General features: G+C 75.7%; 11 protein-coding genes. 5 read left to right on the top strand and 6 right to left on the bottom strand.

Annotation, left to right across the window (positions count from 1 at the left end; all coding sequences use genetic code 11):
* Positions 1–199: 199 nt before the first annotated feature.
* The 3 genes from ACFY00_RS22165 to ACFY00_RS22155 all read left to right on the top strand — a co-directional run bounded on the left by ACFY00_RS22165 (position 200) and on the right by ACFY00_RS22155 (position 6,778).
* On the top strand, positions 200–2,641 hold the full coding sequence (locus ACFY00_RS22165; protein WP_388033173.1) for a right-handed parallel beta-helix repeat-containing protein: 2,442 nt from the start codon (positions 200–202) through the stop codon (positions 2,639–2,641).
* A 182-nt stretch (positions 2,642–2,823) separates the two neighbouring features.
* On the top strand, positions 2,824–3,156 hold the full coding sequence (locus ACFY00_RS22160; RefSeq protein ID WP_388033172.1) for a trypco2 family protein: 333 nt from the start codon (positions 2,824–2,826) through the stop codon (positions 3,154–3,156).
* Positions 3,157–3,193: 37 nt separating this feature from the next.
* The gene (locus ACFY00_RS22155; RefSeq protein ID WP_388033171.1) at positions 3,194–6,778 is read left to right on the top strand and encodes a hypothetical protein; all 3,585 of its coding nucleotides are present in this window, start codon (positions 3,194–3,196) and stop codon (positions 6,776–6,778) included.
* Between the two features lie 45 nt (positions 6,779–6,823).
* On the opposite strand, the gene ACFY00_RS22150 is transcribed toward ACFY00_RS22155, so the two are convergent.
* Entirely contained in the window at positions 6,824–7,555 is a 732-nt protein-coding gene (locus tag ACFY00_RS22150; protein WP_388033170.1) for an SDR family oxidoreductase, read from the bottom strand.
* A 112-nt stretch (positions 7,556–7,667) separates the two neighbouring features.
* On the opposite strand from ACFY00_RS22150, the gene ACFY00_RS22145 reads away from it, so the two are divergent.
* Entirely contained in the window at positions 7,668–8,546 is an 879-nt protein-coding gene (locus tag ACFY00_RS22145; protein WP_388033169.1) for a LysR family transcriptional regulator, read from the top strand.
* Positions 8,547–8,577: 31 nt separating this feature from the next.
* Here the strand turns inward: ACFY00_RS22145 and ACFY00_RS22140 are convergent, their stop codons facing one another.
* Entirely contained in the window at positions 8,578–9,150 is a 573-nt protein-coding gene (locus ACFY00_RS22140) for a TetR/AcrR family transcriptional regulator (protein ID WP_388033168.1), read from the bottom strand.
* A gap of 128 nt (positions 9,151–9,278) precedes the next feature.
* On the opposite strand from ACFY00_RS22140, the gene ACFY00_RS22135 reads away from it, so the two are divergent.
* Positions 9,279–9,719, top strand: coding sequence for a DUF4267 domain-containing protein (locus ACFY00_RS22135; protein ID WP_388033167.1), 441 nt, complete (start codon positions 9,279–9,281; stop codon positions 9,717–9,719).
* 7 nt (positions 9,720–9,726) lie between these two features.
* Here ACFY00_RS22135 and ACFY00_RS22130 read toward each other — a convergent pair whose 3' ends face one another.
* The 4 genes from ACFY00_RS22130 to ACFY00_RS22115 form a co-directional block, all read right to left on the bottom strand.
* Positions 9,727–10,833 (bottom strand): PLP-dependent cysteine synthase family protein, encoded by a 1,107-nt coding sequence (locus ACFY00_RS22130; RefSeq protein ID WP_388033166.1) that lies wholly within the window; start codon positions 10,831–10,833, stop codon positions 9,727–9,729.
* Between the two features lie 136 nt (positions 10,834–10,969).
* Positions 10,970–13,534 (bottom strand): FtsX-like permease family protein, encoded by a 2,565-nt coding sequence (locus tag ACFY00_RS22125; protein WP_388033165.1) that lies wholly within the window; start codon positions 13,532–13,534, stop codon positions 10,970–10,972.
* On the bottom strand, positions 13,531–14,280 hold the full coding sequence (locus ACFY00_RS22120; protein WP_388033164.1) for an ABC transporter ATP-binding protein: 750 nt from the start codon (positions 14,278–14,280) through the stop codon (positions 13,531–13,533). Before ACFY00_RS22120 ends, ACFY00_RS22125 begins: the two co-directional genes overlap by 4 nt.
* On the bottom strand, positions 14,277–14,546 hold the full coding sequence (locus tag ACFY00_RS22115) for an SHOCT domain-containing protein (protein WP_388033163.1): 270 nt from the start codon (positions 14,544–14,546) through the stop codon (positions 14,277–14,279). Before ACFY00_RS22115 ends, ACFY00_RS22120 begins: the two co-directional genes overlap by 4 nt.
* Positions 14,547–14,616: the final 70 nt, after the last annotated feature.

Genomic DNA, 14,616 nt, shown 5'->3' with positions numbered 1-14,616 from the left:
CCGTCAGCTCCGTGCACCCGGAACCACCCCCGGCCGCGCTCGTTGAACCGGGCGCCGGAGCAGGGCGTCGGTCCGGGGCGACGGTCCGCCGGGTCCGGTCAGCGGTCCGCCGGGTCCGCCCCGCGCGCTACGGTGGGGCGGTCGCGCAGCGTCTCGACGTAACCGACGTAACCGACGAAGGCGGGGATGACAGATCGTCATGGGTGAGCTCAGGGTCCGGGTCACGCAGGACAGCGCCTCGCGGTGGCGGCGGCGCGGCGGGGAGTACGCGACGCTCCGCGAGGCCCTGGAGGTCGCCGAGCCCGGTGACACCCTGACGGTCCGCGCGGGCACGTTCCGCGAGGCGGTGCTGGTCGACAAGCCGGTGACGCTGGTCGCCGAGCAGGGCCCCGGCAGCGTGCGGATCTCGCCCCCGGAGAGCGCGGTGCGCAGCGGAACGGCGCTGACCGTGACGGCCGCCGCCACCGTCCGCGGCCTGGTCGTGGACGGCTCGGACCGCTCCGCCCCCGCGGTGCTGCTGGCCGGGGCGGACGGCGCGGTGCTGGCCGACTGCCGGATCGAGGCGTCCTCCTCGGTGGGCGTGGAGCTGGCCGACGGCGCCCGCGCCCAACTGGTCGGCTGCACGGTGGAGAACCCGTCCGGCCTCGGGGTGCGGCTGCGCGCCCGGGCGCAGGCCGAGCTGCTGGACTGCGAGGTCGCCGCGGCCGGGCAGAGCGGGGTCGCGGTGCTGGGCGGCTCCCGGCTGCGCGCCGAGCGGCTGAAGGTGCGGCGGGCCGGCGGGGCGGGCGTCCTGCTGGCCGACCCGGGGACGCTGGTGGAGCTGATCGGCTGCGAGGTCTCCGAGGTCCGCGGCTCGGGCGTGCAGGCCGAGGCGCAGGCGGTGGGCCGGCTGACCGACTGCACGGTGCACCGGGTCTCCGGCAACGGCCTGAGCCTGGACACCGGCGCCGAACTGGAGCTCTCCTCCGGCCGGATCCACGACGTCCCGGAGAACGCCGCCGACCTGCGCGGCGGCGCGAGACTGACGCTGCGCCAGGTCACCGTGCACGGCTTCGGCCGGGGCGCGCTCTCGATCTGGGACGGCGGCACGAAGGTCGTCGCCGAGGGCTGCCGCTTCCACTCCGCGCAGGGCGACTACCCGGCGCTGTGGGTCAGCGACGGCGCCGCCCTGGAGCTGGCCGACTGCGCCCTGGACGACCTGCCCGACGCCCTGTTCGTCCTCGACCAGGGCTCCTCCGCGGCCGTCCGGGACTGCTCGTTCAGCGCGATCCGCTCCTCCGCGGTCTCGGTCAGCGGCGGCGCCAGCGCCGACCTGGCGCGCTGCCGGATCCAGGGCGCGGGCACCGGCCTGTGGTTCCGCGACCACGGCTCCGGCGGCCTGCTCACCGACTGCGAGATCGCGGACGTCGCGACCGGCGTGATCGTCACCAAGGGCGCCGACCCGGTGCTGCGCGAGTGCACGGTGCGCGGCGCGGGCGAGGCCGGGGTGTACGTGTCGGCGCAGGGCCGCGGCGAGTTCGAGGCGGTCCGGGTCTCGCAGGGCGGCGGCTTCGGCTTCCACGTGATCGACGGCTGCCGGACGAAGCTGGTGCGCTGCCGGGCCGAGCGCAACGCCCGGGCCGGTTTCGAGTTCTCCGAGCCCGGCCCGGTCGCCGAGGGCTGCACCTCCGACGACGCGGCGCCGCTGCCGCCGCTGGCGGCCGTCCCGGCGCCCGTCGTCCCGGCGCCCGCCCCCGCCCCGCGCGCCGCCGCCCCGTTGGCGACCCTGGTGCCCGCCGTGCAGACCACGGCGCCCGCCCCCGCCGCCCCCGTGATCGCCCCGATCCCGGACTGCCGCCCCGCGGAGGTGGCCCTGGCCGAACTCGACGCGCTGGTCGGCCTGGCCACCGTCAAGCAGGAGGTCCGCACCCTGATCGACCTGATCTCGGTCGGCCGGGCCCGCCAGCGCGCCGGGCTCAAGGCGCCCTCCCCGCGCCGCCACCTGGTCTTCACCGGCGCCCCCGGCACCGGCAAGACCACCGTCGCCCGGCTGTACGGCGAGATCCTCGCCTCGCTGGGTGTCCTGCAGCGCGGCCACCTGGTCGAGGTCGCCCGGCTCGACCTGGTCGGCGAGCACGTCGGCTCCACCGCGATCCGCACCGCCGCCGCCTTCGACCGGGCCCGCGGCGGCGTGCTGTTCATCGACGAGGCGTACGCGCTGGCCCCCGAGGACGCCGGCCGGGACTTCGGCCGCGAGGCGATCGACACCCTGGTCAAGCTGATGGAGGACCACCGCGACGAGGTCGTGGTCATCGTGGCGGGCTACACCGCCGAGATGGAGCGCTTCCTCGCCGCCAACCCCGGCCTGTCCTCCCGCTTCTCCCGCACCGTCACCTTCCCCGACTACACCGCCGACGAGCTCCTCGACATCGCCCGCGCCCAGGCCGCCGAACACGAGTACCGCCTCACCGAGGCCACCGAGGCCGCCCTGCTCGGCCACTTCACCGCCATCGACCGCAGCACCGGCTTCGGCAACGGCCGCACCGCCCGCCAGGTCTTCGAGACCATGGTCGAACGCCACGCCTCCCGGGTCGCCCACCTCCCCTCCCCCACCACCGAGGACCTCCAACTCCTCGTCCCCGCCGACCTGCCGGACAACTGAGCCGGGCTCGGACCAGGCGGCCGCCGCCGGCGGTCGCACGGACGGGCCGTGGTGCTCGACGCCCGCCATCTCCCCCTGTTTCACCGACGACCCGCGTGGGGACGACGGCATGTGACCTACTATCGGCCCCGCACCGCGGTGTCGGATGCCGCGCGTACGGGTGGGGGCGAGGAGTGCACGACGTGGAGCGCATCGAGTTGGCGGACGCCGTGGCGGCGATCCGCGAGGAACTCCTCCGGGGAGCCGTCCAGGGCGCGGACTCCGCGGTGAGGTTCGCCGTGGGCCCCGTCGAGCTGGAGTTCGAGGTCGAGCTGGCCAAGGAGGCTTCCGCCTCGGGCAAGGTCAAGGCGTGGGTGTTCGAAGCGGGCGTCGAGGGCGGCACCTCGCACCGTCGCACCCACCGGGTGAAGGTGACGCTCACTCCGCAGACCGGGACCGGCGAGGACTTCCTGATCGGCAGCCGCCGGCGCCGCCCCACCGCCCCGGGTGGATCCGCGGACCGCCACGACGGCTGAGTGACGGCCACGGCCGGACCGCGAGGAGGGGGACGTCGTGCAGCTCGAGCGGGTGGTGGCGGTCGAGGGTGAGGGATCGTCCGGCTCCGGATACCTGATCGCCTCGCGGTTGGTCCTCACCTCGGCCCACGTCGTCGCCCGGTCGGGCGCCGGAGCCGAGGTGTCGTCCCCCGTGGACAGCGCCGCGGCCGGGGAGTCCGCCCACCACCACGGCACCGTCGTGTGGTGCGGAACCCCCGGGGGGCCGGACGACGCGGCCCTCGTCGAGATCGACGATCCGGACTGGGAGGGACCCGCGGGCGGCGTCCGCTGGGGCCGCCTGGTCACCAACCGGCCCGTCGCCGACTGCGCGGCCTGGGGATTCCCGGACGTCGCACAGGGCGACGCCGGCCCCGCGGAGTCCTGGCAGCCGGTCGGCACCGTGAACCCCGGGGACATGCGGGTCGGCAACCGGTACGTCCTGACCGTCACCGGGGCGCCACCCGGATCGCCCGGCCCGGGCGCGTCCCCGTGGGCCGGCCACTCGGGCGCGGCCCTGTTCCACGGCGACCTGCTCATCGGTGTCGTCCAGCTCGACGCCAAGGGGTGGAACCACTCACGGCTGGTCGCCGTGCCCGTCCACCTCCTGCACGGCCACCGCGACCCCGGGTTCCGCCGCGTCCTCGCCGCGCACGGCGCCCTCGCCCCCGTCGAGGCCGCCGAATGGCAACACCTCACCGAACACGCCGACCAGTACGGCACCACCCCCGAACTGCCTTCGCCCAGCTGGCTGCTGCGACCCGAGCAGGAGGTCGTGGCGTTCCACGGCCGGGACGGCCTGCTCGACGAGTTGGAAACCTGGTGCGCGGCACCGGGCTTCGGAGCCTGGCTGCTCCACGCCCCCGGCGGGCAGGGCAAGACCCGACTCGCCCGCGAGCTCGCCACCCGGCGCGCGGCGACCGGGCAGAGCGTGCTGTGGCTCCGGGACTCGGTCGGGCCCCAGGACCTCGCAGCCCTGGCGGACGCCGTCACGCCCACGCTGCTCGTCCTGGACTACGCCGAACACCGGGTCGGCCAGCTGACCGCCCTGTGCGACGCGGCCGCCCGGCGCCGGAGCCGCGAAGGCTTCAAACTGCTGCTGCTCACCCGCAGCGCGGGCGACTGGTGGCAGCAGGCTGCGCGGGCCTCCGCCACCACAGGCCGCCTCCTGGAACTCGCCAGGGTCACCTCGCTGCCGCCGCTCGACCCCGACCCCTCCGACTGGACGTCGGCGTACCGACGGGCGGTCACGGCGTTCGGCGCGGCGCTGCCCCTGGTGCACGGCAGGGCGAACCTCACGGCCGGGCCCGACGGGGACCGCGACTGGCAGCGGAAGACGGCCGCGCTGTGCGAGGCCGCCCCGGAGCGGACCGCCCGGGCGCCCGGGCTGGCCAACGCCCTGACGCTCCAGATGACAGCCCTGGCAGACCTGCTGGACGCGGCGGGCCCGGCCGTCGCGCCGCACGGCACGGTCGGCGGCGGCCTCCCCGACGACGACTTCCCCGACGGCGTCGAGGACCGGCTGCTGGAGCACGAGGCCCGCTACTGGGCGAGTTCGGCAGTCGCCCACCGGCTCCCCGTGTCCTCTCCGAACACCCTGTCCGAAGCCCTCGCCGCCGCCTTCCTGCTCGGGGCGGCCGACCCGGCGCAGGCCGACGAGGTCCTCGGCCGAACCAGGGGGCTCGGGGACCAGAGCCACGACTGCCGGGACGCCGTACGGCTCTGGATCGCCCGTCTCTACCCGCCGAACGGCGACGGCCAGTGGGGCACGATGCTGCCCGACCGGCTCACCGAACGCTTCATCGGCCGCCGACTCCACGACCGCCTGACCGCCGGTGCTCCGTCCTTCGACGGCCTGGTCACCGGCGCCACGCCCGCCCAGGCCCACCGACTGGTCGCCCTGTGCACCCGGGCGGTGGCCCACCCGACGGCCCCGGACAGCATCCGCCGCGAAGTGGCCCGACTGTGCGCGGCGCACCCGGACCGACTCGGTCCGGCCACCGTCGCGACCGTGACCTGGGCAGAAGCCCCCGAACCCCTGCTCGCGGCGCTCACGATGCTGGTGGACGACCCCGACCTCACCCTGGAGGACCTGGTACGGCTCACGGGAGCACTGCCGTACTCCAGCACGCGGCTGGCCCCGGTCGCCCTGCGGCTGACCGAACGCCTGGTGGCGCGGCGGCGCGAACTCGTCCGCGAGGACCGCCCGACGCACGTGGCGGCCCTCTCCCTGGACCTGATCCGCCTCACCGACTGGTCGGCCGCCACGGGCCACCACGGCGAGGCGCTGGCCGCCGTCGAGGAGGCCGTAGGGCTGCAGCGCGAAGTCGCCGCCGACGGGGCGCACCGCCAGAGCCTCGCCGTCTACCTCGCGGGCCTGGCCGGGCGGCTGCGCGTGGTCGGCCGCTCCCGCGAGGCGCTGGCCGCCTCGGACGAGGCCGTGGCCGTCTTCCGCTCCCTGCCGCACGTCGAATCCGACGACCACCTCTTCGTCCTCGGGAACGTTCTGAGCTCCCAGGCCCTCAGCCTGCACGCCGAAGGCCGCCGCGCGGAGGCCGCCGCCACCGCCGAGGAGGCCACCGCCGTGTTCCGGGAGCTCGCCGACCGCGACCCCGACCGGTTCCTGCACAACCTGGCCAGTGCCCTGGCCGTCAACGCCACCTACCTGACGGAAACGGGACGGCACGCCGACGCCCTCGCCGCCTCCGAGACGTCGGTCGCCGCGCTCCGCACGCTCGCCGAGCGCAATCCCGACGCCCGCCTGCCCGCCTTCGCCACCGCACTGGCGGGCCTCGCACAACACCAACGGAATGCCGGCTTGTGGGACGAGGCGCTGGCCAGCGTCGAGCAAGCCGTCCGCATCGCCCGGGACCTTCTCGGCAGCAGCCGTGACACCCACCTCGCCATGCTCGTCGCGTGCCTCAACGACCGGGCCGTCCACCAGAGCGCGGTCGGGCGGCGCGCGGAGGGCCTCGCCAGCATCTCCGAGGCCGTCGGGCTGTGCCGGGAACTGGTCGACCGCGACCGCACCGCACACCTGCCGAGCCTTGCCGGCGCGCTGATCAACCTGGCCCTCTACCAGGGCGGAGCGCGCGTCGACGAGGAGGAGGCGCTCAGGAACGCCCGCGAGGCGGTCGAGATCTCCCGCGAACTCGTCGACCGCCATCGTGCCGCCCACCTGCCCTCCCTCGCCTTCAGTCTCAACGTCCTGGCCGGGGTGGAGGGTTGGTCCCGCCAGTACGCCAAGGCGGCGGCGACGGCCACGGAGTCCGTGGCGGCCTTCGACGAACTCGCCCTGCTCGTCCCCACCGGCTACCGGCCCAACCGCGCCCTCGCCCTGACCAACCTGGCCGTCCAGCAGGCCGCCGCAGGGCAGCGGGCGAACGCGACGACCACCGCCGACCGGGCCGTCCGTGCCTACCTGGACGCCCAGTTGCCCGACCTCGCCCTCGACGTGGCGGGGGCCCGACCGGTCGAACCCCTCGCCACCATCGAAGAAGCCGTCACCACCTACCTCGACACCCCGGCCCACCCCAGGGGGATCTACCAGGGCGCCTTCGAACTCTCGCACCGCGTCAAGGCGTGGTTGGCCGCCGCCCGATGAACGCCGAGCCGGCCGACCGCGCCGGCGTCAGGGTCGAGCCCGCGCTCAGACCAGGCGGCCGCCGCCGTCCACGTGCAGGACGGTGCCGGTGACGTACGGGTTGTCGATCGCGTGCAGGACGGCCTTGACCAGGTCGTCCGGGGTGCCGACCCGGCGGGCGGGGTTGCGGGCGGCGACGGCGCGCAGGAAGGCGTCCTTGTCGGCGCCCAGGCCGTCCCAGGAGCCGGTGTCGACGATGCCGGGGGAGATCGCGTTGACCCTCAGGGGGGCGATCTCGACGGCCAGGGCCCGGACGAGGAAGGCCAGGGCGCCGTTGGTGGTGGCCATCACGGTGCGGGCGGGGGCGGGACGCCAGGCGGCGACGCCGGAGAAGAAGGTGAACGAGCCGTCCTCGGCGGCCTGCGGGGCGAGGTGCTTGGCGAGCAGCAGCGGGCCGATCACCTTGGCGTCGAACGCCCGTCGCACGTCGGCGAGTCGCAGGTCGGCGAGCGGCCCGTTGGCGGGCAGCCCGGCGGTGGACACCAGGTGGTCGAAGCGGCCCAGCCGGGCGGCGAACGCCGCGATCGAGGACTCGTCGGTCAGGTCGACGGGCAGCACGGTGGACGGGCCGGACAGCTCGCCCGCCGTCCACTCCAGCTTGCGCGGGTCGGGACCCGCCAGCACCAACTCCGCCCCGGCGGCGGAGGCGGCGCGGGCCAGGTGGCGGCCGGTGCGGGACCCGGCGCCGATGACGGCCAGGCGGCGGCCGGAGAGCGGGACGGACGGCGGAACGGACACGTGGATCTCCTCCTTCGGCGGCCGGGGGTGTTCCCGGCCCGGAGACCACCCTGCGCCCACCTGCACCGATAGGTCCAAGGCCTGTTTTCGACCGGATCGATAAACTCCGTGCATGGCAACGCTCCGGCAGCTCGAGTACCTGGTCACCGTGGTCGACACCGGCTCCTTCACCCGGGCCGCCGGCCGACTGCACGTCACCCAGCCCGCCCTGTCCCACCAGGTCCGCGCCCTGGAGGGCGCGCTCGGCGGCCCGCTGCTGGAGCGCCTGCCGCGCGCCGTCCGGCTCACCCCGCTCGGCCGGGCCGTCCTCCCGCACGCCCGCGCCGTGCTGGCCGACGCCGGGCGCCTGCACGCGGCGGCCCGGCGCGCCACCGGCCTGGAGGAGGGCGAGTTGGAGGTCGCCGCCGTCCACTCGGTCGCGCTCGGCCTGCTGCCGCCGGTGCTCAGGGCCTGGCGGGCCCGCCACCCCGGGGTGCGGGTCCGGCTGCGCGAGTACCCGCACGAGGAGCTGCTGCGCGCCGCGACCGCCGCCGGGCGGGCCGACCTCGCGGTGGGCCCGCTGCTGGACGACTGGGAGGGTCCGGTACGGGAGTTGGGCGTCGAGGAGTTCGCCCTCGTGCTCCCCGCCGACGACCCGCTGGCCGCGGCCCCCGGCGGCGTCCTGCCGCTCGCCGCCCTCGCCGAGCGCGACTGGGTGCACTACGCCCCCGGGCACGGCCTGGCCGAAGTCCTGGACGCCGCCTGCGCCCGGGTCGGGTTCCTCCCCCGCGCGGCCGTCCGCACCGAGCAGACCTCCGCCGCCCCCGTCCTGGCCGCCGCCGGTCTCGGCCCCGCGCTCGTCCCCGCCACCGTCCTCCCGCCCGCCCTGGACGCCGCCGTCCTGCGCCCCGACCCCCCGGTCCGCCGCCCGCTCGCCGCCTACACCCGCAGCCGCCCCGACCGCCTCACCACCGCCTTCACCGACCTGCTCGCCGGGACGCTGCGCCTGTGAGGCACCGGACGCCGGGGCCCGGGGCCGGAGGTCAGAAGACCGCGGTGAAGGCGTCGATGCGGGGCTGGTCGAGGTCGGGGCGCAGGCGGCCGTTGCGGGCGAGGGTGACCATGCCGTGCAGGGCGGACCAGGCGAGTTCGGTGTAGCCGCCGGGGTCGTGGCCGGAGGCCTTGGCGCTGCGGGTGGCGGGTTCGGCGATGGCGGCGAAGGCGGCGTGCAGGGGGGCGGGGGCCTCGGGGGTGCCGAAGGGGAGGGTGCTGGGGAGGGTGAAGATCGCGTCGTAGAGGGCGGGGTTGGCCTCGGCGAAGGCGAGGTAGGCGCGGGCGACGGCGGCGAACGCCTCGCGCGGGTCGGTGACGTCCGCGGCGGCGGCGCGCAGCAGGGTGGCGAGTTCGGCGCAGCCCTCGACCGCGACGGCGGCGACGATGGCGTCCTTGCCGCTGAAGTGGCTGTACAGGACGGGCTGGCTGTACTCGATGCGCTCGGCGAGGCGGCGGGTGGTGACGGCGTCCCAGCCCTCGGCCTCGGCGAGTTCGCGGGCGGCCCGGACGATCAGCTGTTCGCGTTCGGCGCGTTCGCGCGCCCGGCGTTCCTTGATAGCCATGAACGGAATCCTAGCATCGCTAGACATCTGACGGACTGTCGGTCTAGCATCATTCTTGTCGCTAGCGCCGCTAACCAAGCGGCGGCGCAGACCACTTCGCGCCACTCACACCAGCAGGGGGAACCACCATGTCCGCGCTCACCACCACCGCCACCGCTCCGAAGGCCAGCGGCCGCCTGCGCGTCAACCTCGCCACCGTCTTCACGGTCCTGGTCGCGCTGGGCATCGGCTACGTCGGCGTCAGCTACCTGTTCGCCCCGGAACACACCGCCTCCGGCTTCGGCATGCCGGTGTGGCCGCGGGGCGAGGCCGCCGACTTCCTCACCGTCAAGGGCGTCCGGGACATCGTCTCCGGCCTCGTCCCGCTGGCCCTGCTGCTGACCGGCCACCGCCGGGCGCTCGGCTGGGCGCTGCTGGCCGAGTCGGTCACCCCGTTCGGCGACGCCACCACCATCCTGGTGCACCACGGCAGCACCGCGACGGCCTTCGGCGTCCACTTCGCCACCGCGGTCTTCGTGGTGGTCACCGCCGTCCTGCTGCTCACCGAGCGGAGCAGCAGGGCCAACTGACCGGCCCTCAGCCCTCCGCCCAGTCGCCGCCCGCGAGGAACTCCTCGAGGGCGGCGCGGTGCGGTCGGGGGTCGATCCGCTCGGCGGCCAGCCACCCGTCCGAGTAGTACTTGTCGAGGTACCGGTCGCCCGGGTCGCAGATCAGCGTGACGACGCTGCCGCTGCGGCCCTCGCGGCGCATCTCGGCGACGATCCGCAGGGCGCTCCACAGGCCCGTGCCGGTGGAGGCGCCGGCCTTCTTGCCGAGGACGTCGGCGAGCAGGTGGACGGCGGCGATCGAGGCCGCGTCGGGGACCTTCATCATCCGGTCGATCGCGCCGGGCACGAAGGAGGGCTCCATCCGGGGGCGGCCGATGCCCTCGATCCGGGAGCCGCTGGGGCAGCGCGCGTCGGGGTCGTGGTGCACCCAGCCCTCGAAGAAGCAGGAGTTCTCCGGGTCGGCGACGCAGATCCGGGTGTCGTACTGCATGTAGTGGACGTACCGGGCGATGGTCGCGGAGGTGCCGCCGGTGCCCGCGGTGGCGACGATCCAGGCGGGTTCGGGGTGGGGTTCCAGCTTCAGCTGGGCGAAGACCGACTCGGCGATGTTGTTGTTGCCGCGCCAGTCGGTGGCCCGCTCGGCGTAGGTGAACTGGTCCATGTAGTGGCCGCCGGTCTCGGCGGCGAGCGCGGCGGCCGCGGCGTAGACCTCGCCCGCGTTGTCGACCAGGTGACATCGCCCGCCGTGGAACTCGATCAGCTCGATCTTGGCGCGGCTGGTGCTGCGGGCCATCACGGCGACGAACGGGACGCCGATCAGCTGGGCGAAGTACGCCTCGGAGACGGCGGTGGAGCCGCTGGACGCCTCGATGACCGGGGCGCCGGGCCGGATCCAGCCGTTGCACAGCCCGTAAAGGAACAGCGAGCGGGCCAGCCGGTGCTTCAGGCTCCCGGTGGGGTGCGTCGACTCGTCCTTGAGGTACAGGTCGATGCCCCAGTCGGCGGGCAGCGGGAAGCGCAGCAGGTGGGTGTCGGCGGAGCGGTTGGCGTCGGCCTGCACCCGGCGGACGGCCTCCTTCAGCCAGGCCCGGTACTCGGGGTCGGTCCGATCCACGTCCTGGGTCTGATCGCTCATCGCGCCACTCTCCTCACCACCGCCGGTACGCCACCGAGTGTAACAGTCAACTACGATAAGTGACGGTTACGGTGGCCCCAGCTTCTTCTTATGCGTACGGGTGCGCACGGGTGGGGAAGCCGGGGCCGGCGGGGCGTCAGTCGCCCGCCACCGCCCGCAGGACGTCCAGCCTCGCCGCCCGCGCGGCGGGCCGCAGCCCGGCCAGCGCCCCGGCGGCCAGCCCGACCAGGGCGATCACGGCCAGCCGCCCGGCGGGCAGCGCGAAGGAGCCCGTCCCGGCGCCGTCGGAGGCCCGGGTGAGCGCCCAGCCGAGCAGCGCGCCGAGGACCAGCCCGCCCGCCGTGCCGAACGCGGCGACCAGCACCGACTCCCAGCGCACCATGGCCCGCAGCTGGGCCCGGGTCTGCCCGACGGCGCGCAGCAGGCCGAGTTCGCGGGTCCGCTCGTGGACGGCCAGGGTCAGCGTGTTGGCGATGCCGAGCAGCGCGATCAGCACGGCGAGCGCGAGCAGCGCGTAGACCACCGAGAGCATCATGTCGACGCCCGAGGCGGAGCTCTCCGCGTACTCGGCCCGGGTCTGCACCCGCGGGTTGCCGTACTCCGCGGCGATCCGCCCGATCGCGGCCCGGCCCTGCTCGATCGTGACCCCGGGCCGCAGGGCGACGGCGACCAGCGTGTCGGCGTCCTGGACGCGGTGCGGCTCCCAGGCCTGACGGCTGATCAGGTAGTCCCCGGCGACGCCGCCGCCCGCGTAGAGGGCGCGGACGGTGAAGGCGGCGGTGGTGTCGGTGAACCGCAGCCGCACGGTCGAGCCGACCCGCCAGCCGTGCGCCTCGGCCTCGGGACGGGAGACGGCCAGGCCGTCGGTGCCGAGGCCGGCGAGCGAGCCGTCGACCCGGCCGAGGTCGGTGACCTGCGCCAGCGCGAGCGGGTCGGCGACGCCCAACCGGGCGCCGTGGCCGTCGACCTGGGCGATGCCCCGGCCGAGGCCGACCGCGGTGCGGACCTCGGGGAGCGCGGCGACGGCGGGGGCGAGCTTCGGCGAGACGCCGCTGCCCCCGGCCCCGGTCGCGGGGGCGGTGACGGCGAGGTCGCCCGCGAAGGAGCGGGAGACGGTGTCGTCCAGGGTCGCCTTGACCGAGGCGCCGAACACGGTGAACAGGGTGACCACGGCGACGCCGACCATCAGCGCGGTCGCGGTGGCGGCCGTCCGCCCGGGGTTGCGGGCCGCGTTGCGGCGGGCCAGCGCGCCGGTGACGCCGCGCAGCCGGGGCAGCGGCGCGCCCAGCACCCGGACGGCGAGCACCGCGGCGACCGGCCCGAGCACGACCGTCCCGGCGAGCAGGCCCAGCGCCCCGCCGACGGTCAGCGCCAGCGAGGGGCCGCGGGTCGCCCCGAGGACGACGGCGGGCAGGGCGCCGACCACCAGCACCGTGCCGACCGCCTTCCGCACCAGGGCGCTCCGGCCCTGCGCCGAGGCGTCCACGGCGGTGTCGCGCAGGGCGGCGAGCGGGGCGGTGCGGGCGGCGCGCAGGGCGGGGGCCAGCGCGGACCCGGCGGCGACCAGGGTGCCGGTGAGCAGCGGCAGCAGGATCGTCGCGGGGTGCAGCACGGTGCCGCCGGTGGGCAGGGTGAACCCGATCGCGGCGAACAGCGCCTTCAGCCCGGCGGCGACGCCGAAGCCGCCGAGCAGGCCGAGCCCGGAGGCGAGCACGCCGATCGCGAGCGCCTCGCCGAGGGTGGTGCCGAGCACCTGGCCGCGGCCGGCGCCGAGGGCGCGCAGCAGGGCGTTCTCCCGGGTGCGCTGGGCGGTGACGATGGCGAAGGTGTTGTGGATGGTGAAGGTCGCGACCAGCAGGGCGACCCCGGCGAACACCAGCAGCAGGGTGGTGAACAGGCTCAGGAAGCGGCCGGAGACGTCGGCGGTGGACTGCGCGGTGGCGTCCGCGCCGGTCAGCGCCTCCACCCCGTCCGGCAGCAACGGGCCGATCTCGTCGACCAGTTGGCGCTGGCTGAGGGTGTCCGAGCGCAGCCGGACGGTGGAGACCTGCCCGGTGCCCCTGGGCGTCAGGTGGGCCTGGGCGTCGGCGAGGGTCAGCGCGGTGAAGGTGCTGGGGCCCATGCCGTCAGCGTCGGCGCCGAAGGTCGCGATGCCGACCACGGTGATCCGCACCGGGTCGGGGGTGCGCAGCACCGTGCTGTCGCCGACCTTCAGCCCGCCCGCCTTCGCCGCGCCCCGGTTGACCACCGCCTCGCCGGGCGCGGCGGGCGCGCGGCCCTCGGCGAGCCGGTACGGGTTGAGCTTCGGGTCGTCGATCCAGTTCCCGGCCAGGGTGGGCGGGCCCTGCCCGCCGACCGGCTTGCCGTCGGCGCCGATCAGCTGGCCCGCGCCCTGCACCGAGGGCTCGGCGGCGCTCACCCCGGGCGCCGAGCGCAGCTTCGCGGTCAGCGACTCCTCCAGCGGGGCCCGGACCCCGCCGGGGACGTTGGGCGCGTCCAGCACCCGGGCGCTGCGGACGACCGCGTCGGTGCCCGCGTTGGCGTCCGCGAACAGGGTGTCGAAGTTGGCCCGCAGGGTGTCGCCCAGCACCATCGTGCCGGTCAGGAACGCCACGCCCAGGACGATCGACAGCACGGTGCCGAACAGCCGGCGCCGGTGGGCGAGCAGCGAGCGCGCCCCGATCCGCACGCTCGCGTTCACCGGGCCGCCGCCTTGCCGCGGCGGCCGTCGAAGGCCTTCATCCGGTCCAGCACCCGGTCGGCGGTGGGCTGCCGCATGGTGTCGACCAGGCGGCCGTCGGCGAGGAACAGCACCGTGTCGGCGTACGCGGCGGCCGCCGGGTCGTGGGTGACCATCACCACCGACTGCCGCATGGTGTCCACCGCGGAGCGCAGCAGGCCCAGCACCTCGCCGCCGCTGCGGGAGTCCAGGTTGCCGGTCGGCTCGTCGGCGAACACCACCGCGGGGCGCCCCGCCAGCGCCCGGGCCACCGCGACGCGCTGCTGCTGGCCGCCGGAGAGCTGGCTCGGCCGGTGCCGCAGGCGGTCGCCGAGGCCGACCACGTCGATCAGCGCGTCCAGCCACTCCCGGTCGGGGGCGGCGCCGCCGAGGTCCAGCGGCAGGGTGATGTTCTCCCGGACGGTGAGCGTCGGCAGCAGGTTGAACGCCTGGAAGACGAACCCGATCCGCTCCCGGCGCAGCAGCGTCAACTCCCGGTCGCCCAGCCCGGACAGCTCGGTCTCCCCCAGCCAGGCCCGGCCGCCGCTCAGGGTGTCCAGGCCCGCCGCGCAGTGCATCAGGGTGGACTTGCCCGAACCGGACGGCCCCATCACGGCCGTGAACCGGGCCGCCGCGAACTCCACGCTGACGCCGTCCAGCGCCCGTACCCGGGTCTCCCCCGCGCCGTACTCCTTCACGGCCTCCTCGACCCGGGCCGCGGCCGTCACCGCTTCCCCCCGTCCGCGCGGTGCTCCTCGGTCAGGACGGCCCGGCGCTCCCGGTACTCCGCCGCGTCGATCTCCCCCTGCGCGTACCGCCGCCCCAGCACCGCCAGCGGAGCGTGCTCCCCGCCCCCGCCGCACCACCCGCGCCGCCGCCACCCGGCCCGCCGCAGCACCGTCACCACCAGCACCACCACCAGCAGCCAGAACACCGGGAACACCAGCACCCACGGCCCGGGCCCGTGCCATCCGTCGGCCAGCAACGCCACCATCACCGCTCATCCCCTTCGGTCGAGAACCCGGCTCCTCACCGGCCCCTCCACCGTCCCCCCGCGCCCCCGC

The organism is Kitasatospora sp. NPDC001540 (assembly GCF_042894345.1).
Classification (GTDB): Bacteria; Actinomycetota; Actinomycetes; order Streptomycetales; family Streptomycetaceae; genus Kitasatospora; species Kitasatospora phosalacinea_C.
The sequence above is the reverse complement of the archived record's forward strand: the minus strand, read 5'-3'. Positions and strand labels throughout refer to the sequence as shown.

Excerpts from the sequence above, each read along its gene's own strand:
- ACFY00_RS22165 (WP_388033173.1), top strand. The coding sequence starts at position 200 with ATGGGTGAGCTCAGGGTCCGGGTCACGCAGGACAGCGCCTCGCGGTGG.
- ACFY00_RS22145 (WP_388033169.1), top strand. The coding sequence starts at position 7,668 with ATGGCAACGCTCCGGCAGCTCGAGTACCTGGTCACCGTGGTCGACACC.
- ACFY00_RS22140 (WP_388033168.1), bottom strand. The coding sequence starts at position 9,150 with ATGGCTATCAAGGAACGCCGGGCGCGCGAACGCGCCGAACGCGAACAG.
- ACFY00_RS22135 (WP_388033167.1), top strand. The coding sequence starts at position 9,279 with ATGTCCGCGCTCACCACCACCGCCACCGCTCCGAAGGCCAGCGGCCGC.
- ACFY00_RS22130 (WP_388033166.1), bottom strand. The coding sequence starts at position 10,833 with ATGAGCGATCAGACCCAGGACGTGGATCGGACCGACCCCGAGTACCGG.
- ACFY00_RS22115 (WP_388033163.1), bottom strand. The coding sequence starts at position 14,546 with ATGGTGGCGTTGCTGGCCGACGGATGGCACGGGCCCGGGCCGTGGGTG.